Origin of the sequence: Janthinobacterium sp. CG_23.4 (assembly GCF_029892305.1) — a bacterium.
GTDB lineage: Bacteria > Pseudomonadota > Gammaproteobacteria > Burkholderiales > Burkholderiaceae_D > Janthinobacterium > Janthinobacterium lividum_D.
Genome location: NZ_JARXUX010000001.1, coordinates 3,977,051 through 4,001,750, shown reverse-complemented (window position 1 = coordinate 4,001,750; position 24,700 = coordinate 3,977,051). Strand labels below are relative to the sequence as shown.

General features: G+C 63.2%; 24 protein-coding genes. 22 read left to right on the top strand and 2 right to left on the bottom strand.

The window, feature by feature from the left end; translation table 11 throughout:
* Positions 1-27 precede the first annotated feature (27 nt).
* From ybaK to H4V96_RS17860, 19 genes are all read left to right on the top strand, one after another.
* The gene (gene ybaK, locus H4V96_RS17950; protein ID WP_010401197.1) at positions 28-519 is read left to right on the top strand and encodes a Cys-tRNA(Pro) deacylase; all 492 of its coding nucleotides are present in this window, start codon (positions 28-30) and stop codon (positions 517-519) included.
* Positions 520-628: 109 nt separating this feature from the next.
* Positions 629-1,261, top strand: coding sequence for a glycerol-3-phosphate 1-O-acyltransferase PlsY (gene plsY, locus H4V96_RS17945; RefSeq protein WP_196855044.1), 633 nt, complete (start codon positions 629-631; stop codon positions 1,259-1,261).
* A gap of 90 nt (positions 1,262-1,351) precedes the next feature.
* Entirely contained in the window at positions 1,352-2,017 is a 666-nt protein-coding gene (locus H4V96_RS17940) for a DsbA family oxidoreductase (protein ID WP_196855045.1), read from the top strand.
* 70 nt (positions 2,018-2,087) lie between these two features.
* Entirely contained in the window at positions 2,088-2,378 is a 291-nt protein-coding gene (locus H4V96_RS17935; RefSeq protein WP_010401194.1) for a DUF427 domain-containing protein, read from the top strand.
* A 53-nt stretch (positions 2,379-2,431) separates the two neighbouring features.
* Positions 2,432-3,397 carry a DUF2157 domain-containing protein gene (locus tag H4V96_RS17930; RefSeq protein WP_196855046.1) on the top strand — a complete coding sequence of 322 codons (966 nt, stop codon included), beginning with the start codon at positions 2,432-2,434 and terminating at the stop codon, positions 3,395-3,397.
* Positions 3,394-5,037 carry a GDYXXLXY domain-containing protein gene (locus H4V96_RS17925; RefSeq protein WP_196855047.1) on the top strand — a complete coding sequence of 548 codons (1,644 nt, stop codon included), beginning with the start codon at positions 3,394-3,396 and terminating at the stop codon, positions 5,035-5,037. Before H4V96_RS17930 ends, H4V96_RS17925 begins: the two co-directional genes overlap by 4 nt.
* Before the next feature lie 101 nt (positions 5,038-5,138).
* On the top strand, positions 5,139-6,383 hold the full coding sequence (locus tag H4V96_RS17920; RefSeq protein ID WP_196855048.1) for a metal-dependent hydrolase: 1,245 nt from the start codon (positions 5,139-5,141) through the stop codon (positions 6,381-6,383).
* Positions 6,384-6,488: 105 nt separating this feature from the next.
* Positions 6,489-8,240 (top strand): cation:proton antiporter, encoded by a 1,752-nt coding sequence (locus H4V96_RS17915; RefSeq protein ID WP_196855049.1) that lies wholly within the window; start codon positions 6,489-6,491, stop codon positions 8,238-8,240.
* A gap of 92 nt (positions 8,241-8,332) precedes the next feature.
* Complete coding sequence (locus H4V96_RS17910) at positions 8,333-9,241, top strand: ion transporter (protein WP_010401187.1); 909 nt, start codon at positions 8,333-8,335, stop codon at positions 9,239-9,241.
* 166 nt (positions 9,242-9,407) lie between these two features.
* Positions 9,408-10,388 carry a 3-oxoacyl-[acyl-carrier-protein] synthase III C-terminal domain-containing protein gene (locus tag H4V96_RS17905; protein WP_196855050.1) on the top strand — a complete coding sequence of 327 codons (981 nt, stop codon included), beginning with the start codon at positions 9,408-9,410 and terminating at the stop codon, positions 10,386-10,388.
* Between the two features lie 10 nt (positions 10,389-10,398).
* Positions 10,399-11,436, top strand: coding sequence for an NAD(P)-dependent oxidoreductase (locus H4V96_RS17900; protein WP_196855051.1), 1,038 nt, complete (start codon positions 10,399-10,401; stop codon positions 11,434-11,436).
* Complete coding sequence (locus H4V96_RS17895; RefSeq protein ID WP_196855052.1) at positions 11,429-12,259, top strand: MBL fold metallo-hydrolase; 831 nt, start codon at positions 11,429-11,431, stop codon at positions 12,257-12,259. Before H4V96_RS17900 ends, H4V96_RS17895 begins: the two co-directional genes overlap by 8 nt.
* The gene (locus tag H4V96_RS17890) at positions 12,256-13,569 is read left to right on the top strand and encodes a F390 synthetase-related protein (RefSeq protein ID WP_196855053.1); all 1,314 of its coding nucleotides are present in this window, start codon (positions 12,256-12,258) and stop codon (positions 13,567-13,569) included. The genes H4V96_RS17895 and H4V96_RS17890 overlap by 4 nt, the downstream gene beginning before the upstream one ends.
* Positions 13,566-14,210, top strand: a complete 645-nt coding sequence (locus H4V96_RS17885; RefSeq protein ID WP_082260970.1) for a phosphatase PAP2 family protein — start codon at positions 13,566-13,568, stop codon at positions 14,208-14,210. The genes H4V96_RS17890 and H4V96_RS17885 overlap by 4 nt, the downstream gene beginning before the upstream one ends.
* Positions 14,207-15,322 (top strand): sterol desaturase family protein, encoded by a 1,116-nt coding sequence (locus tag H4V96_RS17880; RefSeq protein WP_196855054.1) that lies wholly within the window; start codon positions 14,207-14,209, stop codon positions 15,320-15,322. Before H4V96_RS17885 ends, H4V96_RS17880 begins: the two co-directional genes overlap by 4 nt.
* Positions 15,319-16,434, top strand: a complete 1,116-nt coding sequence (locus H4V96_RS17875) for an acyl-CoA desaturase (RefSeq protein WP_280721095.1) — start codon at positions 15,319-15,321, stop codon at positions 16,432-16,434. The genes H4V96_RS17880 and H4V96_RS17875 overlap by 4 nt, the downstream gene beginning before the upstream one ends.
* A gap of 67 nt (positions 16,435-16,501) precedes the next feature.
* Positions 16,502-17,101 carry a MarR family transcriptional regulator gene (locus H4V96_RS17870; protein WP_280721094.1) on the top strand — a complete coding sequence of 200 codons (600 nt, stop codon included), beginning with the start codon at positions 16,502-16,504 and terminating at the stop codon, positions 17,099-17,101.
* Complete coding sequence (locus tag H4V96_RS17865) at positions 17,098-17,742, top strand: DUF4166 domain-containing protein (protein ID WP_070346261.1); 645 nt, start codon at positions 17,098-17,100, stop codon at positions 17,740-17,742. Before H4V96_RS17870 ends, H4V96_RS17865 begins: the two co-directional genes overlap by 4 nt.
* On the top strand, positions 17,739-19,202 hold the full coding sequence (locus H4V96_RS17860) for a TIGR01777 family oxidoreductase (RefSeq protein ID WP_010401174.1): 1,464 nt from the start codon (positions 17,739-17,741) through the stop codon (positions 19,200-19,202). Before H4V96_RS17865 ends, H4V96_RS17860 begins: the two co-directional genes overlap by 4 nt.
* Positions 19,203-19,408: 206 nt before the next feature.
* Here H4V96_RS17860 and tsaD read toward each other — a convergent pair whose 3' ends face one another.
* Positions 19,409-20,449: a tRNA (adenosine(37)-N6)-threonylcarbamoyltransferase complex transferase subunit TsaD gene (tsaD, locus tag H4V96_RS17855; RefSeq protein ID WP_196855057.1), complete on the bottom strand. Its 1,041-nt coding sequence runs from the start codon at positions 20,447-20,449 to the stop codon at positions 19,409-19,411.
* Positions 20,450-20,659: 210 nt separating this feature from the next.
* Here tsaD and H4V96_RS17850 point away from each other — a divergent pair, with 210 nt between their 5' ends.
* Positions 20,660-21,067 carry a nitrite reductase (NAD(P)H) small subunit gene (locus tag H4V96_RS17850; RefSeq protein ID WP_196855058.1) on the top strand — a complete coding sequence of 136 codons (408 nt, stop codon included), beginning with the start codon at positions 20,660-20,662 and terminating at the stop codon, positions 21,065-21,067.
* Positions 21,068-21,143: 76 nt separating this feature from the next.
* Here H4V96_RS17850 and H4V96_RS17845 read toward each other — a convergent pair whose 3' ends face one another.
* Positions 21,144-22,205 (bottom strand): 3-deoxy-7-phosphoheptulonate synthase, encoded by a 1,062-nt coding sequence (locus H4V96_RS17845; RefSeq protein ID WP_196855059.1) that lies wholly within the window; start codon positions 22,203-22,205, stop codon positions 21,144-21,146.
* Positions 22,206-22,389: 184 nt separating this feature from the next.
* On the opposite strand from H4V96_RS17845, the gene ybiB reads away from it, so the two are divergent.
* The gene (gene ybiB, locus H4V96_RS17840; RefSeq protein WP_196855060.1) at positions 22,390-23,394 is read left to right on the top strand and encodes a DNA-binding protein YbiB; all 1,005 of its coding nucleotides are present in this window, start codon (positions 22,390-22,392) and stop codon (positions 23,392-23,394) included.
* A 41-nt stretch (positions 23,395-23,435) separates the two neighbouring features.
* Positions 23,436-24,665, top strand: a complete 1,230-nt coding sequence (locus H4V96_RS17835) for an NAD(P)/FAD-dependent oxidoreductase (protein WP_261980869.1) — start codon at positions 23,436-23,438, stop codon at positions 24,663-24,665.
* Positions 24,666-24,700 lie beyond the last annotated feature (35 nt).

Genomic DNA, 24,700 nt, shown 5'->3' with positions numbered 1-24,700 from the left:
CCTCACTGAACGATCAGCGTATCACGCATGGCTAAAAAAGAGCATATTTCCGAAACTCAGGCGACGCAGCTGCTGCGCAAGCATCAGGTTTCCTTTGAAGAACACCCGTATCCCTACGAGGAGCACGGCGGCACCAGCGTCTCGGCACGCGAGCTGGGGGTGGCGGAACATGCTGTCATCAAGACCCTGGTGATGCAGGATGAGGCGGCGCGGCCGATGATCGTGCTCATGCATGGCGATTGCAAGGTATCGACCAAAAACCTGGCGCGTGGCATCGGCTGCAAGTCCGTCGAGCCGTGCAAGCCCGAGGTGGCGCAGCGCCATTCCGGCTACATGATAGGGGGCACGTCGCCCTTCGGCACCAGGAAGGCCATGCCCGTGTACGTGGAGCAATCGATTCTGGCGCTCGAACGTATCTATATCAATGGCGGGCGGCGCGGTTTTCTCATTTCGCTGGCGCCACAGGTGCTGCTCGATTTGCTCAAAGCCAAGCCGGTGCAGTGCGCGTTGCAGGATTAAGAAAACCATACACTGCCCTGTCCCTGGACTGAGCGCTGGTGTATATTCTGCTGCGCCAGCCTTGATGCTGATGTTGAAAATACAATAAAGGGAAGAAATGAATCCACTAATGATGACTGTGGCAATGACAGTGGCCGCTTACTTGCTCGGCTCGATATCGTTTGCCGTGGTGATGAGCAAGGTCTACGGCATTGCCGATCCGCGCACCTATGGCTCGAAAAATCCGGGTGCTACCAACGTGCTGCGCAGTGGCAACAAGGGCGCCGCCATCATGACCCTGCTGGGCGACGGCGCCAAGGGCTGGCTGGCCGTGTTCCTGGCCGACCATTTTGCCAGCGCGCTGGGCGTGGGTGACATGGCCGTGGCGCTGGTCGCCATCGCTGTCTTCCTCGGCCATTTGTGGCCCGTGTTCTTCCGCTTCGTCGGCGGCAAGGGTGTGGCCACGGCCCTCGGCGTGTTGCTGGGTATTAATCCATGGCTGGGCCTGGCGACCCTGGCGACCTGGCTGATCATTGCCTACGCCTTTCGTTACTCTTCGCTGGCAGCTCTGGTGGCAGCGCTGTTCGCGCCGTTTTATTATGGCTTGCTGTTCGGCATCGATCCCATCTTGCTGGCAGTTGTCGTCATGAGCGTATTGCTGGCTTACCGCCACAGCCAGAACATTGCGAACTTGCTCTCTGGTAAGGAAAGCAAAATTGGCGGCAAGAAGGACGCCGCCAAGGCGCCTGCGAAGAAGAAGTAAAATACCGGGGTCAGGCCCGTCGGGTCTGACCCGCAACCTTGCGCCGCCGCGCGGTGCGGCCGCCACCGAATCGCGCAAAGGCTGTCGACCATGAGTTCCATTCCCGCCACACCCACTGCCATCCGTATCGACTTCGTTTCCGACGTTTCCTGCCCTTGGTGCGTGATTGGCTTGAAAGCGCTGGAACAGGCGCTGGACACATTGCACGGTACCGTCCAGGCCGAGATCCACTTCCAGCCCTTCGAACTGAACGCCAATATGCCGCCGGAAGGCGAGGATATCAGCGAACACATCGCCCGCAAATACGGCTCCACTGCGGAACAGATGGCGCAATCGCGCGAAGCGATCCGCGTGCGCGGCGAGCAGCTGGGCTTTACCTTTGCCATGGACCAGCGCGGCCGCATCTACAACACCTTCGATGCGCACCGTTTGCTGCACTGGGCCCAGATCGAGGGGCGCCAGAAAGCACTCAAGATGGCCCTCTTCGATGCCTATTTCACGCAAGGCCAGAACCCTTCGTCACACGAACTGTTGCTGGCCGTGGCCGGCCAGGCGGGCTTGGACAGCGTGAAGGCGGCCGAGGTGCTGGCGTCCGATGCGTATGCAGACGAGGTGCGCGCACAGCAGCAGTTCTACCAGCAGAACGGCATCAACTCGGTACCCGCCGTCATCATCAATGAGCGCCACCTGATTTCCGGCGGCCAGCCGCCCGAAGTGTTTGAGCAAGCCTTGCGCCAGATCATCGCCGGTACCTGAATGGGGCGCCAACGGCGCGCGCCATGACAGACTTTTTGCGCTACACTCGTTGTAAAGGGAGGATAGTCAAATGCCAACAGCCAGCTGGAACGGTGCCGTCATCGCGCACGCTACCGACGATCAGGTGCAAATCGTTGAAAACAATGTGTATTTTCCTTTGTCCAAGGTGAAGCAGGATTATCTGCGTCCCAGTAGCCACAGCAGCAGCTGCCCATGGAAGGGCACGGCCAGCTATTACGACCTTGTCGTCGATGGCCAGACGAATGCCAACGCGGCCTGGTATTACGCCCAGCCCAAGGATGCCGCCAAGCAAATTGCCGGCCACGTCGCCTTTTGGCGCGGCGTGAGTGTTGAGCGTTGAGCGTTGAGCGTTGACGTATTGCATAGTCAATAAAAACCAGCAGAAAGCAGACGATGGATCTACGCCTCGCCGTGTATCAACTCGCCTCGAAATATGCGCTCGATGCCCAACAAAGCCGGCAGTTGCAGGAAGCGGCCGGTTTCCAGCGCGCCCCCGCACGCCTGGCTTACTGGCTGCCGCGCGGTGTGGCGGTGCTGGGCGCCGCGCTGCTGGGCATGGGCTTGATCTGCTGGGTCGCCGCCAACTGGGACAACTTGGGCCGCACGGGCCGTTTTTCCCTGCTGCAAGGCGTGTTTGTTGCCGCTTGCTTGGGCGCCTTCGCTGCGCCCAAGGCGCGCGTGCCCTTGCTGCTGCTGGCCTTGCTGGCCATCGGCGGCCTGTTCGCGTATTTCGGCCAAACCTACCAGACCGGCGCCGATCCATGGCAGCTATTCGCCCTGTGGGCCGCGCTGGCGCTGCCCCTGTGCCTGGTGGCGCGCAGCGACGTGCTGTGGACGCCGTGGATGCTGGTGCTGGCCACGGCCACCGCCCTGTGGATGCAGGCGCACGCGCACCACAGCTGGCGCATCGATGCCAGCGATCTGTCCATCTTCATCAGCGGCTGGCTGGCCATGCTGGCCGCCTGTGCGTTTGTCTCGCCGCTGCTGGCACGCTGGACGGGGGCTGGCAACTGGGCCTTGCGCCTGGGCCTGGTGCTGGCCACCATTCTCATTAGCGGCACGGCCGTCAGCGCCCTGTTCGGCAGCGAGGTTGCATCGCCTTACTGGGCTGGACTGGGCTTGCTGGCCATCGCCGCAATCGTGCTGGCCACGCGCCAGTTGTTTGATGGTTTTTGCCTGAGCGCCGTCGCGCTGGGCGTCAATATCTTGCTGGTGGGCGGCCTGGCGCGCGCGCTGTTCATTGGTAGTGGCAGTGGCGATGGCACCGGCAGGCTGCTGATGCTGGGCTTGTTCGCGGCCGTGCTGCTGGCGGTGACCGTGCAAGCCATCCTGTGGCGCACGCGCCAGGGGGCAGCATGAAGCAGGCAAACCGCGCCGATGCGCTTGCGACCCTGATCGACGATGCCACGCGCGCCGGCTTGCTGCCGCCCGGCGCTGTCCGGCCGGTGCAGGACGTGCGGCCGTGGCCGCTGGTGCTGATGACGGCTTTCGGCGCCTGGCTGGCTGCCATTCCCCTGATGATTGCGTTGTGGGCGGGCCTGGAAAGCGTGTTGCGCCACGGTCCCGGCGCGTATGTCGTGGCGGGCAGCGTGCTGGTGGCGGCCGTGCTGCTGATCCGCATGCGCGGCGTGGCCTTGTTTGTCGAGCAGCTGGCCGTGCCCTGCCTGCTGGTGGGCGGCGGCTTGCTGGGCTACGCGCTGTTCCGCGACTATGCGACGCAGATTGCCCCGCTGCTGATGTGTCTGGCATGCCTGGTGGTGGCTGCTGCCCTGCCGCGCGACTGGCTGCGCGTACTGCTGGGACTGTTCGCTTGCGGCTTGCTGGCCTTAGGCGTGAGCGACGCGATTTTGCACAATGATGCCACCGAGCTGTATATCGCCTGGATGCTGGCCCTGGCATGCTGGCTGGGTACCCACTGGCTGCAGAAGCAGGCTTTCAACGATGGCCGTGGCGCGCCCGTCGCCACCTTCCTGGAATCGCTGTCGACGGGGTGGGTATTGGCCATCTTGCTGGGCCTGGTCTTCTGGTCTGGCCTGACTTTCATGCTCGGCGGTGCCTTGGGCATTGGCCTTACTGGCGACGTGGTGCGCGAAGCGAGCTGGCGTCAAGCCGCTGCCTGGTATGCGCAAGCGTTGAATGGCGTCTCGCTCGTGCTGGCCATGGCGGCCGCTGCCTGGATGGGATGGCGTTGGCCGGCGTTGCGCCAGTTACCCGCCATCGGCGTGGCGTTGGTGCTGATCGTGCTGGCGTGGTGCATGCCGGCGCTGGGCCCCGTGCTGCTGATCCTCGCGTATTGCCTGACGAGCGGGCGCTCGCGCGTTGCCTTGGCGGCCGCGCTGGCGGCGGCGTGGATACTCGGCAGCTTTTATTACCAGCTGGCCTGGCCGCTGGCCAGCAAGGCGGCGCTGCTGGCCACGGCGGGCGCGCTGCTGTGCGCGCTGTCGTGGCTGGCGACGCGCGGCACGGTATTGCATCTGGTGCAGAACCCGCCAGCGGCCGCGCTGACCGAAACCCGCACCGTGCGCCTGGGCCTGCCGGTAGGCTTGCTGCTGGTGCTGTTGGTGGCCAATATCGGCATCTGGCAAAAAGAGCAGCTGATTGCCAAGGGCGCGCCTGTGTTCGTGGAACTGGCGCCCGTCGATCCCCGTTCGCTGATGCAGGGCGACTACATGCGCCTCAATTTCCAGGGCCTCGGCATCCTCAGCACCCTGGTCAGCGTGGACAGGGCAGCTGAGCGGCCCCGCGTGGTAGCTATGCGCGATGCGCGCGGCGTGGCAGAACTGCTGCGCCCGTACGCAAAAGAGGCGCTGGCGCCCGGCGAATTCCTGCTCGAACTGACGCCCAAGGGTGGGAGCTGGGTGCTGGTCAGCGATGCCTGGTTCTTCAAGGAAGGCGAGGCGGCGCGCTGGGAAAAGGCCCGCTATGGCGAGTTCCGCGTGCTGCCCGATGGCCGCGCCTTGCTGGTGGGCATGCGTGGGGAAGATTTACAGGCGCTGTAGACGCTTGATATGAACAAGCCCAATGGCAGAATCCGGGGGCGTGCCCTGAGGGTGCCCCCAGCCTTTGCTGTTGGGCCGGCTGCATCCTGTAAAATTGCCCGATGGATAATATTACGCACTCAGTCATCGGCCTCGGTGTCGGTGAACTGCTACACCGCAGCCTGCCGCCCGAGCCGCAAGCCCCCGCCCAGCGCACCCGGCGCGCGCTGTTTCTCTTTTCGGCCTGGTTTGCCAGCAACGCGCCCGACCTGGACCTGCTACTGACCACGCTGCTGCCGCGCCCGTTCGGCTATATGTTGCATCACCGCGGCCACACGCATACCTTGCTGCTGGCCTTGCCGCAGGCGCTGCTGTTGCTGGCCTTGCTGTGGCTGCTGTGGCCCGGTGCGCGCCGCTTGCTCAAGGACAGCGCCCCCGCCCGGCTGGGCCTGGCGGCCTGTCTGCTGCTGGGATTCTGTCTGCACATGGGTATGGATTTCCTCAATTCCTATGGCTTGCACCCGTTTTATCCCTTTAACAGCCGCTGGCTGTACGGCGACATGGTCTTCATCGTCGAACCCATGTTCTGGGTGTTGCTGGGCGTGCCCGTGATCATGTCCTTGCGCTACGGCATTGTCAAAAGCGTGCTGCTGGCAGGGTTGGCGGCGGCCCTGTGTTTCTTCACCTATAAAACCTATCTGGCGCCCGCCTCGCTGGCTTTCTTGCTGGCACTGGGCGTGCTCTTGGCCGTGCTGCAAGGGCGGGCCGGCGAACGGGGACGCGGAGCGCTGCTGCTGGCTTTCGCGCTGGCGGCCACCTTCATCGGCACGCAGGGCGTGGCATCGGCCATCGGGCGCGGCCGCATCGAGGCGGCCGTGCAGCGCCTGGACCCCGGCACGCGCGTGTGGGATGTGGCGATGACGGCGTTTCCCAGCAGCCCGCTGTGCTGGATCTATGTTTCGCTCGACAGCAAGACCGATGTGTATACCTTGCGGCGCGGCACCTTGAGCCTGCTGCCCACCTTGCTGGCGCCTGCCGCCTGCCCGGCCGGCCTGGCCGAAACCAGCAAGCAGGGCCAGCAACTGGCACCCGGCATCGCCGTTGCCGTCCAGGCGCAAGGTAGCCTGTCCACCTTGCGCGCCTTGCAATCGGACAATTGCTATGCGGACGCCTGGTTGCGCTTTGCCCGTATGCCCAGATTGAAGGCGGACAAGCTGACGGATGTGCGTTTCAATCCCGGCATGTTGCCCAATTTTACGACCGTCGAACTGCAACAGTTCCATGGCCGAGCTTGTCCTGCCTACGTGCCGGGCTGGGACCGCCCGCGTGCCGACATGCTGGCGCAGCCCGCTCATGGGGGCGAATAGCATAGATATTGCCTTACGGAAAAATATCGTCTGTGCACTTACTTTGCCGTGGCCGTCCATGCGACACTAGCCATTGAGCATTGATGTCATTAAGTTAGGATTATCTTGGAAGAGCAGCACGCCTTACCTTACTTGCGAGAAACCCTGCTGTTTCTCGCCCTGGCCGGGATTTTTATTCCGCTATTGCAACGCCTGAAAGTCAGCCAGGTGCTCGGCTTCCTGGCCGTCGGTGCCTTGTTCGGCCCTTTCGGCTTTGGCCTGTGGGCTGCTGAATTTAGCTGGCTGACGCATTTTTCCTTCGTGCGAGCCGAGCAGGTCAGCGGCCTGGCCGAGCTGGGCGTCATGTTCCTGATGTTCATGATCGGCCTGGAACTGTCGACGGAACGCCTGTGGGCGCTGCGGCGCTGGGTGTTTGGTGCTGGCGTGGGACAAGTGCTCGTCAGCGCCTGCCTGATCGGCGGCGTCGCGTATTACTTCGGCCTGTCGCTGGAAGCGTCCATCGTGCTGGGCCTGGTGCTGTCCTTGTCATCCACGGCGGTGGTGATGCAACTACTGACCGACCAGCGCACCTTGCAGACGCCGGCCGGGCAGGCCGGTTTTTCCCTGTTGATGTTCCAGGATTTGATGGTGGTGCCGCTCTTCATCTTGATCGACGTGTTCGCCAGCGGGCGCAGCGACGACCTGGCGTATCTGCTCAGCTTTGCAGTCTTGAAATCGGCGGGCGCCATCTTGCTGATCTATCTGCTGGGGCGCCGCGTGATCCGTCCGCTATTCCAGTTTTTCGTCAAGAAACGCCAGCCCGACGTCTTCATGGCCCTGACCTTGCTCAGCACCCTGGGCATCGCGGGATTGACGTATCTGGCGGGCCTGTCGATGGCGCTGGGCGCCTTGCTGGCCGGCTTGCTGCTGGCGGAGACGGAATTTCGCCACGAAGTGGAAGTGACGATCGAGCCCTTCAAGGGCTTGTTGATGGGCTTGTTCTTCATGTCGGTGGGCATGCAGATCGACGTGCGCGAAATCATCAAGTCACCGATTTTGATTCCTTTGGCCGTGCTGAGCCTGTTTGCGGTGAAAACCCTGGTCATCAGCGTGATTTTTCGCATTGGCCGCTTTCACTGGGGGCGCGCCGTGGAAACGGGCGTGCTGCTGGGGCAGGGCGGCGAATTTGCCTTTATCGTCGTCGCCTATGCGCTGGGCAAGAAGTTGGTCGACCCGCAGGTGGCGCAGTTCGTCATGCTGGTGGTGGGCCTGAGCCTGTTTGCCACGCCGGCGCTGGCGAAGGCGGCGCGCGCTTTCGGCAGCTGGTGGGAAAAGCGCCACCAGCATCAACTGGCAGACCTGTCGCGCGGCGCGCTGCCGCCGCAGGGCAGCACCGTCATCATCGCCGGTTTCGGCCGCGTGGGGCAGTTGCTGGCAAAGGTGCTGACGGAGCACGATATCTCTTATGTGGCGATTGAAAATGATGCGCGCCTGGTGACGACCCTGCATCCGCGCGGCTTTCCCGTGTATTTCGGCGATGCCTCGCGCGCGGAACTGTTGCAAAAAGTCAACGCCGACCGCGCTGCCGCCGTGGTGCTGACGATGGACCATGCGGCCTCCGTGCTGCATGCCGTGAAATCGATACGCCGCGAGTATCCGTTGCTGCCCGTATTTGCGCGCGCCCGCGACGAGGCGCATGCGGTGGCCCTGATACAGGCGGGCGCCACCCTGGTCGTGCCCGAGGCGCTGGAATCGGCGCTGCAGCTGACGGCCACTGTGCTGCACACCGTAGGACTGTCGGAGGCGCGCACGGCGGACATCGTGCAAGCCGAGCGCGACCGGCGTAATGCGGTGCTGCTGGCGCAGAAGTTGTTGTAGTGTTGTCGTCGTGAAAATTGTCCGGCAAACTTGCGTGTCGCCATGCTCGTTCAATTATCTATACAATAATAGTCTATGAGTACACTATCGACATGAAAGCCGCGACGAAGCGTGGCGCGGCACCCTTGACGCCGCAGCAGCTGGCGGCGCAGGAAACGCAGCAAAAATTTGGCAAGCCCGAGCGGGGCTGGCGCGAGCAGGTGTACACCGTCATCTTCGAGGCGGAAACGCGCACGGGGCGTGCCTTCGACCTGCTGCTGATCGCCGCCATCCTGCTCAGCGTGACGGTAGTCGTGCTGAGCAGCATTGCCGCCATGGCAGAGCGCTATGGCGCCTGGCTGACGGCGCTGGAATGGTTTTTCACCATTTTATTTACCATCGAATACTGTGCCCGCCTGTCGTGCCTGAAGCATCCGGTACGCTACGCCAAGAGTTTTTTCGGCGTGATTGATTTACTCGCCATCGTGCCGACTTACATCGGCTTGCTGCTGCCGGGCGCGCATGTGCTGATCGATGTGCGTATTTTGCGCCTGCTGCGCATGTTCCGTATCCTCAAGCTCACGTCCTATGTGCATGAATACACGGTGCTGGGGCGGGCCTTGGTGGCGAGCCGGCGCAAGATCCTCATTTTCTTGTCTTTTGTCATGATGGTGGTCTTTCTGTTGGGTACTGTGATGTATGTCGTGGAAGGGCCGGATCACGGCTACAGCAGCATTCCCACGTCGATTTACTGGGCCATCAGCACCATGACCACGGTGGGTTTTGGTGATATCACGCCGCGCACCGATCCTGGACGCGCTATCGCCTCCCTGATGATGCTGCTCGGCTGGGGCATCCTGGCAGTGCCTACCGGCATTATCAGTGCCGAAATGACGGTACAGCGCAGTTCCAAGCTGGTCACCACGCGCACCTGCCCCACGTGCCTGAAAGAAGGGCTCGATGACGATGCCAATTTCTGCAAGAACTGCGGCGTTGATTTGCCGCCGCTGGTACACGATTAGTGCCGATTAATCTCGCCTGATGCCAGCGTAGCGAGCGCAGCTGAGTGCTTGCCGAGACGCGCAGCTGTGCGCATGCACGGTGAGCATCGCAGGCCATCAATCGCGCCGCGCAGTAGGCGGCATCAGGTGTTTTTGCGCTTTAGCGCACCAACTTATAAAAGCTGACATGATTCCAGTTCGCCTGATCGCGACGGGCAAAGCCGTTCCCTCGCATAGTGTGACCTCGGCAAGCCTGGACCTGAAATTGGGCCATCCGGCCGGCTACACCCTGCGCAAGAGCGGCGTGCTGTCGCGTTTTGTCGCCACGCCCGATGAGTCGCAAAGCCAGCTTGGCGCCGCCGCCCTGCTCGACGCGCTGAAGAACGCCAGCCTGCGTCCGTCCGACATCGACTTGCTGATCTGTGCCTGCGGCGTGCCCGAGCAAGCTTTGCCCAACACCGCCTGTTTCATTGCCGAACACGCGCGATTGCCGTCAGGTACGCAAAGCTTCGACGTCAATGCCAGCTGCCTCAGTTTCATGGCCGCTTTCCGCGTGGCCGCCTCCATGCTGGCCGGCGGCGCCTACCGGCGCATCGCCATCGTCTCGTCCGACCTCGCCTCGCGCGGGGTCGACTGGAGCGAGCCGGAAGCGTCGATGATCTTTGGCGACGGCGCCGCCGCCGTCATCGTCGAGCGTGGTGACGGCAGCGCCGGCATCCGCGCCTACAAGATGGGCACGTATCCGGAAGGGCGGCGCTACTGCGAAATCCGCGGTGGCGGCACCGAGCGCAATCCGCGCAACGGCTGCGAACCGGGCGACTATCTGTTTCGCATGGATGGCAAGGCCGTGTTCCGCCTGGCCGTCAAGGTGATGCCAGATTTCCTTGCTGAACTCATGCAGGAATCGGGTTCCGGTCTGGAGCGCGTCGATGTGGTTGTGCCGCACCAGGCCAGCCCGCTGGGCCTGGCGCACGCGGCGCGTATCCTCGATGTCCCCGATGCTAAAATCATCAAGATATTTGAAACGCATGGCAACCAGGTGGCCGCGTCCTTGCCCACCGCCCTGCACGAGGCGGTGATGACGGGGCGGGCCGTGGCGGGCCAGCGTTTTTTGATGATGGGCACGGCCGCAGGCCTGACCATCGGTGCCATGATTCTTGATCTGTGAAGGTAATGTGATGAGGCGGATACTGGTCACGGGAGCGACGGGCGGGCTGGGGCGCAATGCCGTGCGTACCCTGCTGGCGCAGGGGGTGGAAGTGCGCGCCACCGGGCGTAACGTCGCCGTGGGACGCGAACTCGAACGAATGGGCGCGCAATTCGTCGCGCTCGACCTGGCGCAAGCATCGCCGCGCCAGGTCGATGAGCTGGTGCGTGGCATGGACACTGTCTGGCATTGCGCCGCGCTGTCGTCGCCGTGGGGCCCCGAGTGCGATTTCATCGCCGCCAACGTCACGGCCACGGGCCAGCTGCTGCGCGCGGCCGCCAGCGTGCACGTGGCGCGCTTCGTGCATATTTCCACGCCGGCCATGTATTTCGATTATCGCAACCGTTACGAGGTACCGGAAACCTTCCGCCCCGACACTTTCGTCAACGCCTATGCGCGCTCCAAGGCGATGGCGGAAAAGCTGGTGCAGGAGTCGGTGGACCGTCATCGCGCCATGACGTGCGTGATCCTGCGCCCGCGCGCCATCTTCGGCCCGCACGACCAGGTGCTGATCCCGCGTCTGGCGCGCGTGCTGCAGGCGCGCGGCGGCAAGCTGCCACTGCCCAGGGGCGGTGCGGTCAGCATCGATGTCACCTATGTCGACAACGTCGTGCACGCGATGTGGCTGGCCACCGTGCACAAGAACATCGTTTCGGGCGCCGCCTTCAATATTACGAACGGCGAACCGGCGCGCCTGTGCGACATTTTGCGCAGCCTGTTTTGCGAGCATCTGCAGCAGCCGTTCGAGATCGTTAGCGTGCCATATCGCGTGCTGGCGCTGCTTGCCCGTCTGATGCAGTTCACTGCGCGTTTTACGCGGCGCGAGCCTGCTCTCACGCCCTACAGCGTCGGCGCGCTCAGTTTCGACATGACGCTCGATCATGCCAAGGCGCGCAAGGTACTCGGCTACCGTCCCATCGTCAGCCTGCAAGAAGGCATCGCCTTGACGGCCCAGTGGATGCGCCAGGAAGCGGCCGCGCAGCAGGTGGGCAAGGAACGCAATGGCTAGTATCACTGCGTTTCGCGTTGGCCACTGCAGCCACCCGTCCTGCATGGTCTTGAAAGGCAGCGGGCTGGCCAGCCGTTGCTTCCCCTCGCGCGCCTACCTGATCGAAACGCGCGCTGGCCTGTACCTGTGGGATACCGGTTACGCCGAACACTTCCGCGCCGCCACGGCGAAGGGCGTGTACCGGATGTATGCGTGGGTGACGCCGATTTCTTTCGACGAGAATGAATCGCTGCGGGGCCAGTTGCGCGCGCATGGCGTAGTGCCCGGCGATATCCTTACCCTGCTGCTGTCGCACTTTCACGCCGACCATATCGCCGGCCTGCGCGACTTTCCTGGCGCGCGGCTGATGGCGTCAAAAGTCGGCTGGGACGCCGTGCGCCGCCTGTCCGGCGTGGCTGCCGTGCGCCAGGCCTTCGTGCCCGAACTGCTGCCAGACGATATCGCCGAGCGCCTGGCTTTTGTTGAAAGCGTGCCCGAGTCGGCCTTGCCGGCGTCCCTGTTGCCGTTTACGCACGGGCGCGACGTCAGTGGCACGGGCGAAATTTACATCGTCGACTTGCCCGGCCACGCCATCGGCCATCTCGGCGCCTTCGTGCTGCAGGAGGGCGGCTGGACTTTGCTGGCGTCGGACGCGGCCTGGGTGCCGGAAAGCTTCCAGCAACTGCGCGGGCCGTCGGAGTTGTCGTTTATCATCCAGCATAAGCGCGCGCCGTATTACGCGACCCTGAAGCGCTTGCATCAGTTGCACCAGTCGGGGAATGCGCAGATCCGCATCACGCATGAAGATACGCTCGACTATTTGCCTGTGGCGGGCCGCCCGTGAAGCGCATCGTCTGGCTGTTATTGTCGTACTGGCGCACGCGCCGCCTGCGCTTTGCCGACCGCACGCAGCTGGAAAGTTACCAACAGCAGCAACTGGCGGGCTTCATCGACACCCTGTGCGCGCGCAGCCGCTACTTTGCGCCTTGCCGCAGCTTGCCCCTGGCGCAGTGGCCATTCATGAACAAGGCGCTGATGCTTGAGCATTTCGATACCATGAACACGGCAGGCATCACCCTGGCGCAGGCGATGGCCGCAGCCATGGCCGCCGAGCATAGCCGCGATTTCACGCCCGCCGTGGGCGACATCACCGTGGGCCTGTCATCGGGCACCTCGTCGCGCCGCGCCGTGTTTACCGTCAGCCCCCGCGAAAAGGCCCAATGGGCGGGTGTGATGCTGGCCAAGGCGCTGCCCGAGGGCCTGTTTTCCGGCGAAAGAGTCGCCCTGTTCCTGCGCGCGAACAGCAATCTGTATACGGCCGTGCGCTCGCCGTGGCTCACGTTTGCCTTCTACGATCTGTTTCAACCGTTCGACAGCCTGTGCGCGCAGTTGGCGCGCTATCAGGCAACTGTCATCGTCGCGCCGGCCCAGGTGCTGCGCCAGCTGGCCTTGCGCGTCATCGATGGCAGCCTGGCGCTGGCGCCAAAAAAAGTCATCTCGGTTGCCGAAGTGCTGGAAGCGCAAGACCGCGCGCTGATCGTGCAGGCGTTCGGCGCCGTGCATGAAATCTACCAGGCCACCGAGGGTTTTCTGGCCAGCAGCTGCGAACACGGCGTGCTGCACCTGAACGAGGAATTTGTGCACATCGAACCGCAATGGCTCGACGCTGAAGAACGTCGTTTTGTGCCCGTGATTACGGACTTTACGCGCATCACGCAGCCCATCGTGCGCTACCGCCTCGATGACATCCTGCTCGCGCGCGCCACGCCATGCCCGTGCGGCCGCGCCACGCGCGCCATCGCCGGCATCGAAGGGCGCTGTGATGATATGCTGTTGTTGCCATCACTACCATCCATGTTATCGGCGAACGGTGGCGCCCCAGTCGCCGTGTTTGCCGACGTGCTGACGCGCGCCTTCGCGCAAGCCTTGCCAGCAGATGCCGACTACCGCCTGGTGCAGCAGGGCGAGAGCGCCTTGCAACTGCATGCGGCCCTGGACGCCGCCGGCCTTGCCGCCTTGCGCGAACACCTGGCAGCAGTGCTGCGCGGGCTGGGCGTGGCGGTCGAGGCCCTGGCCTGGACGATGAGCAGCGAACTGCCTCCGTTTGACCCCAGCATGAAACGGCGTCGCATCCGGCGCCTTGCGAGCGCATGAATTCCACTGCCACGTGCATGACGCTGCGCAGCCGTCTGCTGCACCTGCTGGCCGGCTGGGGCAGCGTCGGCCTCGTGTATTTTTCCAGCGATCTGCTGCAAGGGCCGGGCATGCTGCTGCCCGAGACGGCGCTTGACCGCGCCATTGCCTACAGCGACGCCGCCATCTGGCTGTACCTATCCTTCTTCATACTGATCCCGTACGCTTACCTGGTGGCCGATGCCGCCCGCGTGCGCTGGCTGGCGCGCGCCATGGCGCTCTGTGCGCTGGCCTGCGGCGTGGTGTTCCTGCTGTACCCGAGCACTCTCGTGTATCCGCCCGTGGGTGACGGGAATGCCTGGAGCACGCAGGCACTGCGCATGTTGCAGGCGGCGGACTCCACGCAAAACTGCCTGCCATCGCTGCATGGCGCCCTGACACTGTTGTGCGTGTGGGCCTTGTGCGACAGGCGCCACCTGCTGCGCTGCGCGCTGGCCGTGCTGCTGGGGATCAGCATTTGCTATGCGATCATCGCGCTGCGCCGGCATGTCAGCATCGACCTGGCCGCCGGCCTGGCCGTGGGCTTGGCCGCCGGCATGCTGGCGAAAATGCCGCTATTCTGGTCTGCCCGCCGCACCATTTCCAGTCAAACCGTATCATGATGAATCCCTTTGCCCTCTCTTTCCTTGTCATGCTGGCCTGCGTGCTGGCCGAACTGCTGATTCTGAAATGGCTGCGCCAGACGCCGGTGCCGTGGAAAGACGTCATTTTCAACCTCAATTCCGGGCATATATTGATGTGGGTGTTCCGTGGCGTGGAATTGGCCGCGTTTGCTTTGCTGCTGCGCCATGTGAACCTGCATATCGTCGACCAGTGGCCCGTGGCCGCGCAATGGGGCTTCGCCTTTTTTGCCTGGGACCTGTGCTTTTACTGGATGCACCGGCTGCACCATAAAATTCCCCTGCTGTGGGCCGTGCACGTGGTGCACCATCAGGGCGAGCATTTCAACCTGTCGCTGGGCGTGCGCAATTCCTGGTATTCGTCGCTGACGAATTTCCCCTTCATCGCCATCCTGGCCGTGCTGGGCCTACCGCTGGAAATCTTCCTCGTCGTCTCGTCCCTGCATTACACGGTGCAGTTGTATAACCACAATGCGCTGGTCAATAAATCCGGCATCCTCGACAAGTTCATGGTCACGCCCTCGCACCATCGCGTGCATCACGGCACCGACAAGCGCTACCTCAATCGCAATTTCGGTGGCACCCTGCTGCTGTGGGATAAGCTGTTCGGCAGCTTCCAGCCCGAACTTGCGGGCGTGGAAATGCGCTATGGCGTGAAAGGCATGACGGCCACGCATAATCCCCTGTTAGCCAGTAATGGAAAATTATTTGGCTGGCTGCGCGCGCGCTTTCCCCACTGCCAGTCGCGCGCTACCTTTCACGTGCCCGAGCTGTTCATCGGCATTGGCGGCGTGATTTTGTTTGGCCTGGTGATCCATTACGTGAACCACGAAGCGGCGCTGGCTGGCGCACAGCAAGCGATCCTGTTCGCGCTGATCTTCGCCGGCACGCTGGCGCTGGGCGGCCTGTCGGATGCGCGGCGCTGGGGTGCCATCGCCTGGGTGTTCATCGCCTTGGTCATGCCGCTGCCGTTCCTCGGCTGGTACGGCGCACGCGATGCCTGGGGCATGGCCTGCCTGGCCGCGCTGCTGGCGCATGGTCTCGATGGCGCGCGCCGCCTGTGGTGGCCGGCAGTGACGGGGACGCGCGCGTGACGCCTGTGCCTCCCTTGCCGCCGTTGCGCTTCCAGCGCGCACGCGACTCCGCCTTGCGCCGCGAACTGCGCGCGCGCGCCGACGCCTATCTGGCAGACGAAGGAAAACACCGCTTTGGCGACCTGCGCATGCATGCGAAAGCGGCCTTCCTGGCCGTGCTGACGATATCGTTGTATGTACTGGCGCTGCGCGCTGACAGCACCATGGGCTTTGTCTGCAGCTATGTCGCCTGCCTGGTCACGGCCATGGCGCTGGCCATGAATACCCTGCACGACGCGGCCCACAGCGCCGTCTTTCGCCAGGGACGCCTGAACCGCATCCTGATCCGCCTGGTGGGCTTGCCTGTGGGCGTGGACACGGATTTCTGGACCATCCGCCACGTGCACTTTCATCACACTTATGCCAACGTGGAAGGCTATGACCTCGATACGCAGCCGAACCCCTTCCTGTGCCAGACGCCTTACCAACGCTGGTCGCCGCAGTACCGCTATCAATACCTGTACTGGCCCGTGGTGGCGGCCCTGTCGCTGCCTTATTTGAACTGGTATGGCGACTGGCTGGACCGCTTCGGCAAGACGCCCGTGGCGGCGCACAGCCGCTTGCAGGGCTGGCGCGGCTGGCGCTCTTTCCTGGGCTGGAAGCTCGGTCACGTGGCGCTGGTGCTGGCGCTGCCCATGTGGGTGCTGCAGCAGCACGGCATGGGTTGGGGCGTGGTGCTGGGCGCGTATTTCGTCGGCCAGATGATCGCCTCGTGCGCTCTGGTGGCGCTGATACTGGGCACGCACTGGGCCGAAGTGGCATTCTTCCAGCCGGGCGCGGACGGCACCCTGCCGCACGACTGGTACCAGCATACGTTTTACACAGCCTGCGACTGGACGCCGCAACCGCGCCGCCTGCGCTGGCTCGGCTACTGGCTGGGCGGCCTGAATCTGCACCTGACGCACCACCTGTTCCCCACCTGGAATCACCGCCACTACCCGGCGCTGGCGCGCATCATCGCCGAGCTGGCGCCGCGCCATGGCCTCGTGTACCGCGAACTCAGTTATGCCCAGCTGCACGCTTCGCAGCAGCAATTCCTGCGCGCCATGGGCCAGCGGCCCGCCAAGTTATGATGAATCGTGCTTGACTCGGTTTCTGTTTCGTCTTACATTTCTGTAGTGACAGAAATAAGGGAAGGCCATGGAACTGAGTCCAACCACGCAGAAGTATATTCTCCACTGGGGCGAAATGGGTACGCGCTGGGGCGTCAATCGCAGCGTGGCGCAAATCCACGCGCTGCTGTTCCTGGCCAACGAAGCGCTGACGGCGGAAGATATCGCGGCCAGCCTGAACGTGGCCCGCTCGAACGTGAGCAATAGCTTGAAAGAATTGCAAAGCTGGGGCTTGGTGCGCATCACGCACGTATTGAAAGACCGGCGCGACCATTTTGTCGCCTTGCAGGATGTGTGGGCAATCTTCCGCGTCATCATGGAAGAGCGCAAGCGGCGCGAGATCGATCCCACCCTGACGGTGCTGCGCGAATGCGCGATCGAGGGCGAACAGGATGCGGCGATAGCGCCAGAGACGTTGGCGCGCATGGGCGAAGTGCTGGCCTTCCTGGAAATGCTCAGCAGTACTTACAGCGACTATAAAAACCTGCCACCGGCGACCTTGCAGCACATGCTGTCCATGGGCGGCAAGGTGGCCAAGTTCCTCAGTCCGGAAGACAAGCCAGGCAAGCCAGGCAAGCCAGACAAGCCAGACAAGCCAAATAAGCCAAATAAGCCGGGGAACGCATGAACGCTCCATCCGAGGGAGAGCTGTTCAAAAAAGTGATGGGGACGCAGTGGCAGGCCCTGCATCCGGATATCCGCCGCCGCTTCGAGAAAAATCCCGTCCCAGGCCAGCCCCTGTATTATCGGGGCGAACTCAGTGAACTGACCAGCTCGCGCCTGGGCAAGGTGCTGGGCTGGCTCACGCGCCCCTTTATCGACGGCACCCTGATTCCGTATGACGATCATGACTTCCCTGTCGATATCGAAGTCTATTCGCACACCGCTTGTCCGTTCATCTTCAAGCAGCGCACCTACCACCTGCATGGTCGCGCGCCGATCCGCTTCACCTCCTACATGGCTGAAAGTGAGCGCGGCGAAGTGCTCGAATACGTGGGCATGGGCCTGGGCATGAAGCTCGTGCTCCACGTCGAGGATGGCAATTTGCATTTCACCAGCGATGGCTATTTTTGGGAAATTTTCGGCTGGCGCCTGCCGCTGCCCGGCGTGCTCACGCCCGGCAAGACTTATCTGTCGCACCGTAACGATACGCCACAGCAGTTCAATATCCGCATCGAGATTCGCCACGCCCTGTTCGGCACCACGTTTACCCAGGTCGGCGTTTTTCGCGAAAGCGCGGCGCCCGCCCATCACAAGGAGATACCATGAATACGCATCTGCTGGCCCTGCAACTGATGGCGGCGCAAGGCTGCCTTGGCGCCTTTGACACCATCTACCACCATGAAATCACGGAGGCGCTGCCGCAAAAGACTTCGGCGCGCCGGGAATTGAGCATCCATGCCACGCGCGCCCTGATCTACAGCCTGCTGTTCCTGGGGCTGGCCGCCTGGGAATGGCATGGCGCCTGGGCTTGGGTGCTGGTGATCGTCTTTGGCGTAGAAATCGTGCTGACCCTGTGGGATTTTGTGGTGGAAGATAAAAGCCGCCTCTTGCCCGCCACGGAGCGCGTCACGCACACGCTGCTGGCGATTAACGCGGGCGCCTTCATCGTCCTGTTGGTCCTAAATAGCAGCCTATGGGCGAGCCTGCCGACGGCCCTCGTGTGGCAGCCGTATGGCTGGCTTAGCGTCTTCCTCGCGCTATGTGGCGTGGGTGTGGGCTTGTCCGGCCTGCGCGACGCGTATGCCGTGTGGCAGCTGGGGCGGCGCACAGTGCAGGAAACGGCAGAGCAAAAAGAACAGCTGAGCTTTGCCACCGCGCCGCAGTCCGTGCTGGTGACGGGCGCCACCGGTTTCATTGGCCAGCAACTGGTGGCCGCCTTGCTGGCCGACGGCCACGCGGTGACGGTGCTGACGCGCCAGCCTAAGCAGGCCGCGTGGCGGTTCGACGGTCAGGTGCGCTGCATCACCGCGTTCGACGAGTTGCCCGCCACACAGCACATCGACATGGTGGTCAATCTGGCAGGCGCCCGCATCGTCGGGCTGCGCTGGACAGACGCGCGCAAGGCGGACCTGCGCCGCAGCCGCGTGGCGCTGACGCAGGACCTGGTGGCGTGGATCGCCCGCGCCCAGCACAAGCCGCGCGTGCTGCTGTCGGCGTCGGCCATCGGCTACTACGGCGTGCAGCCGCAGGGTGACGCGACCGAGCTTCATGAAGACAGCGCACCGCAAGCTATTTTCATGTCGCAGCTGTGTCAGGAATGGGAAGCGGCTGCGCGCCAGGCGCAGCAATATGGCGTGCAGGTCGGCTGCATGCGCTTGGGCCTGGTCTTCGGCCACCAGGGTTCGCTGCCGCAAATGCTGCTGCCGATACGCTTCGGCGCGGGCGGCCCGCTCGGCAGCGGCAAGCAATGGATGTCATGGGTGCATGTGCGCGATGTCATCCGCGGCATCGCCCACCTGGCGCGCCGCAGCGAACAGGGCGCGGTGAGCGGCGCGTATAACTTCTGCGCGCCAGAGGCCATCGAGCAGCGCCGCTTCGCCCAGGTGGCGGGCGCGGTGCTGCATCGCCCGAGCATCATGCCGACGCCCGCATTGCTCATGCGTGCCCTGCTGGGTGAACAAGCCGACCTGCTGGTGGAAGGCCAGCGCGTGGCGCCGCAGCGCATGCTGGGCGACGGCTTTGTCTTTCGCTATCCGCAGCTCGAAGGCGCACTGCGCAGCCTGTAGTGCGGCGTAGAGTGGGAGCATGGGTGGTGAATTCGCGTTCAATCCATGCCCCGCGCCAGCCATGCCGATGCCTTCGCCTGGCTGCAGGACTGGCTGGCGCAGGCGTTCAACCGGCAGTTGGCGGGCGTCGACTAGAAGGATGAAACGCTGGTGGAGGGCGCGGCCCTGGCGGGCACGCGCAATTTCTTGCGAGAGTGAAGCGCCGATCAGATCTCGCGGATGTCGTCCAGTGGCCAGCGCGGGCGCACATTGAAGGAATAATCGTACTTGGCGGCCTGCGGGTTGATTTGCAGGCGCATGGCGCCGGCAAAGGCGATCATGGCGCCGTTATCGGTACAGAATTCCAGCTCCGGGTAATACACCTTGAAACGCTTCTTGGCGGCGGCCGCGTTGAGCGAGGCGCGCAGCTGCGCGTTGGCGCCCACGCCGCCGGCGATCACCAGGCGTTTCAAGCCCGTGTGCTTGAGGGCCGCCACGCATTTGGCCGTCAGCACGTCGACGATGGCGTCGACGAAGCCGCGCGCGATATTCGCCTTGTCCTGCTCGCAGATATTGGCGATGATTTTTTTTTCATGGTTTTTCACCACCGTCAGCACGGCCGTCTTCAAGCCCGAAAAACTGAAATTGAAGTCTTTCGAATGCAGCATCGGGCGTGGCAGTTTATACGCCAGCGGGTCGCCCAATTCAGCCAGGCGCGAAATGGCGGGGCCGCCCGGATAACCGAGGCCCAGCAGCTTGGCCGACTTGTCGAACGCTTCGCCGGCCGCATCATCGAGCGTTTCGCCCAACATCGTGTACTGGCCCACGCCATCGACGCGCATCAGCTGCGTATGACCACCCGACACCAGCAGCGCAATGAAGGGAAACTCGGGCGGCTCGGACGCCAGCAGCGGCGACAGCAGATGACCTTCCAGATGGTGGATGCCCAGTACCGGCTTGTTGATGGCCAGGCCCAGGCTGCAGGCGACGGAAGAACCGACCAGCAGCGCACCGGCGAGGCCCGGACCTTGCGTGTAGGCGATGGCGTCGATTTCGGCCAGGCTGATGCCGGCCTTGGCCAGGGTTTCATCGAGCAGCGGGATGGCGCGGCGGATATGGTCGCGCGACGCCAGTTCCGGTACCACGCCGCCATATTGCTCGTGCATGGCCACTTGCGAATAGAGGGCGTGCGACAGCAGGCCGCGTTGCGTGTCGTACAAGGCCAGGCCGGTTTCGTCACAGGAGGATTCGACGCCAAGAACAATCATGAAGGTGCTAAGTAGGGAGGAGTAATCCGCCATTGTAAAGGAAAGCCGGGCAATCCACCGTGTGGCAGGCGCACCATTTCGGCGGCAGTGTGCACTTGCGCAGTGCGCAGCCGTACCGTTTTGCTCCCTGTTTTTCCCATTATCTGCCGGTGCTGGAGCTGGCACCGCTCTTGCTTAGGCTAGCGTGTGCCTTTTTCACGGGAGTTCGCGATGCCAGAACAATGGAAAATGATATGCCGCCTGAAGGACATGCCGCTGGCGCGCGCGCGCATGGTGCAGCGCGGCCTGGCGTGGCAGGACTTGCCCGCTGTGGCGCTGTTGCGCGCCTTCGATGACACGGTGTACGCGCTGCTCGACACGCTGCCCTGCCTGGGAGGCCCGCTGGCGCACGGGGTGCTGATGGGGAAAACCCTGGTGGGGCCCAACAATAGCTGGATCATCGAGCTCGAATCGGGCCGCCTGGTGGCCCCTGTGCAGGGCTTGGCGCGCCTGTACGCAGTGCGCATCATGGACGGGCGCATCTATCTGGATGTCAATGCACTCAATATCCCGGCCAGCAAGGCCGAACAGGCGTTGGCGGGAGCGTTCGCCGTGCTGCCGCATGTGCAGATGGCATAGGTGTTTGGGGTCAGACCCTCAATGCCGGTAACGCCAGGTTCAGCGCCAACGCAAGAGGGGGTCTGACCCCAGCTGTTTACTTCGGGCGATTGAGCAAATGCGCATGCGCGTGGCGCAGCATGGTCGCCGTGGTGTCCCAGTCGATGCAGCCGTCCGTGACGGAGCAGCCGTAGGTCAGTTGCGACAGGTCTTGCGGGATCTTCTGGTTGCCGCTAACGATGTTCGATTCGATCATCACGCCCACCAGCGAGCGGTTGCCCTGGCAGATCTGGTTGACCACGTCAGCCATCACCAGTGGCTGCAGTTCCGGCTTTTTATAGCTGTTCGCGTGCGAGCAGTCCACTACCAGGTTGGCCGGCAGCTTGGCCTTGGCCAGTGCCTGTTCGGCGATGGCGATCGACACTGAATCGTAGTTCGGGCGGCCGTCACCGCCGCGCAGGACCACATGGCCATACGCATTGCCGCGCGTGCGCACGATGGCCACATTGCCTTCGGCATTAATGCCGAGGAAGGAGTGCGGGTGCGCCGACGACAGGATCGCGTTGACAGCGATGCTGATGTCGCCATCGGTGCCGTTCTTGAAGCCGACGGGCGTCGAGAGGCCCGACGACATTTCGCGGTGCGTCTGCGATTCGGTGGTGCGCGCGCCGATGGCGGTCCAGGCGATCAGGTCGCCCAGGTATTGCGGCGAGATCGGGTCCAGCGCTTCGGTGGCGGTGGGCAGGCCCAGTTCGCACACGTCGAGCAGGAACTGGCGCGCCTTTTCCATGCCTTCGTTGACCTTGAACGAATCGTCCATATACGGGTCGTTGATATAGCCCTTCCAACCCGTGGTGGTACGCGGTTTTTCGAAATACACGCGCATCACCAGCAGCATCGTATCCTTGACTTCCTCTTGCAGCGCTTTCAGGCGGCGCGCGTAATCGAGGCCGGCGGCGGGGTCGTGGATGGAGCAGGGGCCGACGACGACGAACAGGCGCTGGTCCTTGCGGTCGATGATGTTACGCAGTGCTTCGCGGCCGCGGCTGACGGTGTCGAAGGCGCTCTCGGACAGTGGCAGCTTGGCGTGCAATTCGGCCGGCGTCGGCATGGGCGCGAAGGAGGTGACGTTGATATTTTCGATGTCTGGCGTATTCATGATTCTGGCTCGGCTTTCGCTAATGCGTTCTTTAAGAGGCATTAGTGTAGCGGAAATGCCGCCTGGCGGCGTGTCTGGCTGCAGCCGCACTGCCGCTCGTGCAAAAATGGCGTGAAGGCCTTGCACAGGCGTCCAAGCGCGGCGCGGGCCCGTCGGCACGGGAAAATCCGTGTAAGCTGGCGCCATGACCACTGTTTCCATACCCCATACCGATGTGGCCGGAGAGCCATTCCCTGCTGCACGTTTCATCAAGGAAATAGGACGCGGCAAGAACGGTGCGCGCAGCATGACGCGTGACGACGCCCGCGCCCTGTACCGCGCCATGCTCGAGGGGCGCGTGTCGGACCTGGAACTGGGCGGCATCTTGCTGGCGATGCGCATCAAGGGCGAGTCTGTGGACGAGATCGCCGGTTTCCTCGACGCAGCCGAAGCATCCTTTGTGCCCGTGGCTGCGCCCTCACGTGAACATGCATCCGGGTTCGCGCCCATCATCATTCCCAGCTACAACGGCGCGCGCAAGATGGCCAATCTGACGGCCTTGCTGGCGCTGCTGCTGGCGCGCGCGGGCGCGCCCGTGCTCGTGCATGGCGTCACCAGCGACCCGGGCCGCATCACTACGGCTGAAGTGCTGGCCGCGCTGGGCGTGCCGGCCTCGCTGGACCATGCGCAAGCCGAGGCCGCCATGGCGCGCGGCGCAGTGGCCTTCTTGCCGATAGATGCACTGGCGCCGCGCCTGGCACACATGCTGTCGCTGCGGCGCGTGCTGGGCGTGCGCAATTGCACGCATACGCTGGTGAAAATCATGCAGCCCTTCGCCGGGCCTGCCCTGCGCCTGGTGTCGTACACGCATCCGGAATACCTGGAAATGCTCGGTGAATATTTCCTGACCGCCTCTGATCCTGCGCGCGGCGACGCTTTCCTGATGCGCGGCACGGAAGGCGAGACGGTGGCCAATGCCAACAAGGCACAGCAGATCGACTGGTTCCATGGCGCTGAGCGTACTGTGCTGGTGGAAAAACAGTTGCTGGTGGCGAGCTTGTCGGATTTGCCCGCCGAGCGTGATGCGGCCACCACCGCTGCCTGGATCGCTGCCGTGCTGCGCGGCGAGACGCCGGTGCCGCCGTCGATTGCCGAACAGGTGGAGCAATGCCTGATGGCATCGCGGCAGATTGCATCGCGGCCGCGCTAGCCGCGTCGCCGCAGTTTACAATGGCGTCTTTGTAATCAGCGGTGAGCGGAATTCCTATGGCAAAACAATTTGATGTGGCAGTGATCGGCGCGGGCGCGGCCGGCATGATGTGTGCGGCTGTTGCCGCCCAGCAAGGCAAGCGCGTGGTGTTGATCGATCACGCGGCCAAGCTGGCCGAAAAGATCCGCATCTCCGGTGGTGGGCGGTGTAATTTCACCAACGTTAGCACCACCCCACAAAATTTTCTTTCGGAAAATCCGCATTTCTGCAAGAGTGCGCTTTCGCGCTACACGCCGCAAGATTTCCTCGCGCTGGTGAAAAAACACCGGATCGGCTATCAAGAAAAGCACAAGGGCCAGTTGTTTTGCAATGAATCGGCCGAGCAGATCATTGAGATGCTCAAGGACGAGTGCGCCGCTGGCGGCGTGCATTGGCGCATGCCATGCAAGATCGATAATATTATCCCGCAAGACGATGGCGGCTTCGTGCTGCAGACGGACAGCGGCGACATCGAGACGGCCAGCATCGTCATCGCCACGGGCGGCTTGTCGATCCCGAAGATCGGCGCCACCGATTTTGCTTACCGCGTTGCCAAGCAATTCGATTTGCGCATGGTCGAGCCCCGTCCGGCCCTGGTGCCGCTGACGTTCGATGCGGCAAGCTGGGCGCCGTTCGCGGAACTGTCCGGCATCGCCCTGGAAGTGGATGTGGAGACGGGCAGCCTGAAAGGCCGCAAGGCGACCGGCGCGCGTTTCCGCGAAGATTTGTTGTTCACCCATCGCGGCTTGTCGGGGCCGGCGATTTTGCAAATTTCCAGTTACTGGCTGCCCGGCGAGCCCATCGTCATCAACCTGCTGCCGGAAGTGGATGTGGCGCAGACCTTGATCGAAGGCAAGGGTACCTTGAAGAAGCAGCTGGGCAATATCGTCGCGCAGTGGCTGCCACAGCGCCTGGCCGATTGCCTGCTGGCCGTCAACGGCCTGGCGCCGGACGCGCGCATCGCCGACATGCCCGACGCGCAGCTGCGCAAGCTGGCGCAGGCCATCAATGCCTGGTCCATCGTGCCGAACGGCTCCGAAGGCTATCGCAAGGCGGAAGTGACGCGCGGCGGCATCGATACGCGCGAGCTGTCGCAGCAGACCATGATGGCCAACAAGGTGCCGGGCCTGTATTTCATCGGCGAATCGGTCGACGTCACGGGCTGGCTGGGTGGCTACAACTTCCAGTGGGCTTGGGCTTCTGGCATGGCGGCTGGTATTGCCTTGCAGTAAGCTAATCTGTAACATGGGGTGCTGGCGCCAGGTGC

Excerpts from the sequence above, each read along its gene's own strand:
- ybaK (WP_010401197.1), top strand. The coding sequence starts at position 28 with ATGGCTAAAAAAGAGCATATTTCCGAAACTCAGGCGACGCAGCTGCTG.
- plsY (WP_196855044.1), top strand. The coding sequence starts at position 629 with ATGATGACTGTGGCAATGACAGTGGCCGCTTACTTGCTCGGCTCGATA.
- H4V96_RS17940 (WP_196855045.1), top strand. The coding sequence starts at position 1,352 with ATGAGTTCCATTCCCGCCACACCCACTGCCATCCGTATCGACTTCGTT.
- H4V96_RS17935 (WP_010401194.1), top strand. The coding sequence starts at position 2,088 with ATGCCAACAGCCAGCTGGAACGGTGCCGTCATCGCGCACGCTACCGAC.
- H4V96_RS17930 (WP_196855046.1), top strand. The coding sequence starts at position 2,432 with ATGGATCTACGCCTCGCCGTGTATCAACTCGCCTCGAAATATGCGCTC.
- H4V96_RS17925 (WP_196855047.1), top strand. The coding sequence starts at position 3,394 with ATGAAGCAGGCAAACCGCGCCGATGCGCTTGCGACCCTGATCGACGAT.
- H4V96_RS17920 (WP_196855048.1), top strand. The coding sequence starts at position 5,139 with ATGGATAATATTACGCACTCAGTCATCGGCCTCGGTGTCGGTGAACTG.
- H4V96_RS17910 (WP_010401187.1), top strand. The coding sequence starts at position 8,333 with ATGAAAGCCGCGACGAAGCGTGGCGCGGCACCCTTGACGCCGCAGCAG.
- H4V96_RS17905 (WP_196855050.1), top strand. The coding sequence starts at position 9,408 with ATGATTCCAGTTCGCCTGATCGCGACGGGCAAAGCCGTTCCCTCGCAT.
- H4V96_RS17900 (WP_196855051.1), top strand. The coding sequence starts at position 10,399 with ATGAGGCGGATACTGGTCACGGGAGCGACGGGCGGGCTGGGGCGCAAT.
- H4V96_RS17895 (WP_196855052.1), top strand. The coding sequence starts at position 11,429 with ATGGCTAGTATCACTGCGTTTCGCGTTGGCCACTGCAGCCACCCGTCC.
- H4V96_RS17885 (WP_082260970.1), top strand. The coding sequence starts at position 13,566 with ATGAATTCCACTGCCACGTGCATGACGCTGCGCAGCCGTCTGCTGCAC.
- H4V96_RS17880 (WP_196855054.1), top strand. The coding sequence starts at position 14,207 with ATGATGAATCCCTTTGCCCTCTCTTTCCTTGTCATGCTGGCCTGCGTG.
- H4V96_RS17870 (WP_280721094.1), top strand. The coding sequence starts at position 16,502 with ATGGAACTGAGTCCAACCACGCAGAAGTATATTCTCCACTGGGGCGAA.
- H4V96_RS17865 (WP_070346261.1), top strand. The coding sequence starts at position 17,098 with ATGAACGCTCCATCCGAGGGAGAGCTGTTCAAAAAAGTGATGGGGACG.
- H4V96_RS17860 (WP_010401174.1), top strand. The coding sequence starts at position 17,739 with ATGAATACGCATCTGCTGGCCCTGCAACTGATGGCGGCGCAAGGCTGC.
- tsaD (WP_196855057.1), bottom strand. The coding sequence starts at position 20,449 with ATGATTGTTCTTGGCGTCGAATCCTCCTGTGACGAAACCGGCCTGGCC.
- H4V96_RS17850 (WP_196855058.1), top strand. The coding sequence starts at position 20,660 with ATGCCAGAACAATGGAAAATGATATGCCGCCTGAAGGACATGCCGCTG.
- H4V96_RS17845 (WP_196855059.1), bottom strand. The coding sequence starts at position 22,205 with ATGAATACGCCAGACATCGAAAATATCAACGTCACCTCCTTCGCGCCC.
- ybiB (WP_196855060.1), top strand. The coding sequence starts at position 22,390 with ATGACCACTGTTTCCATACCCCATACCGATGTGGCCGGAGAGCCATTC.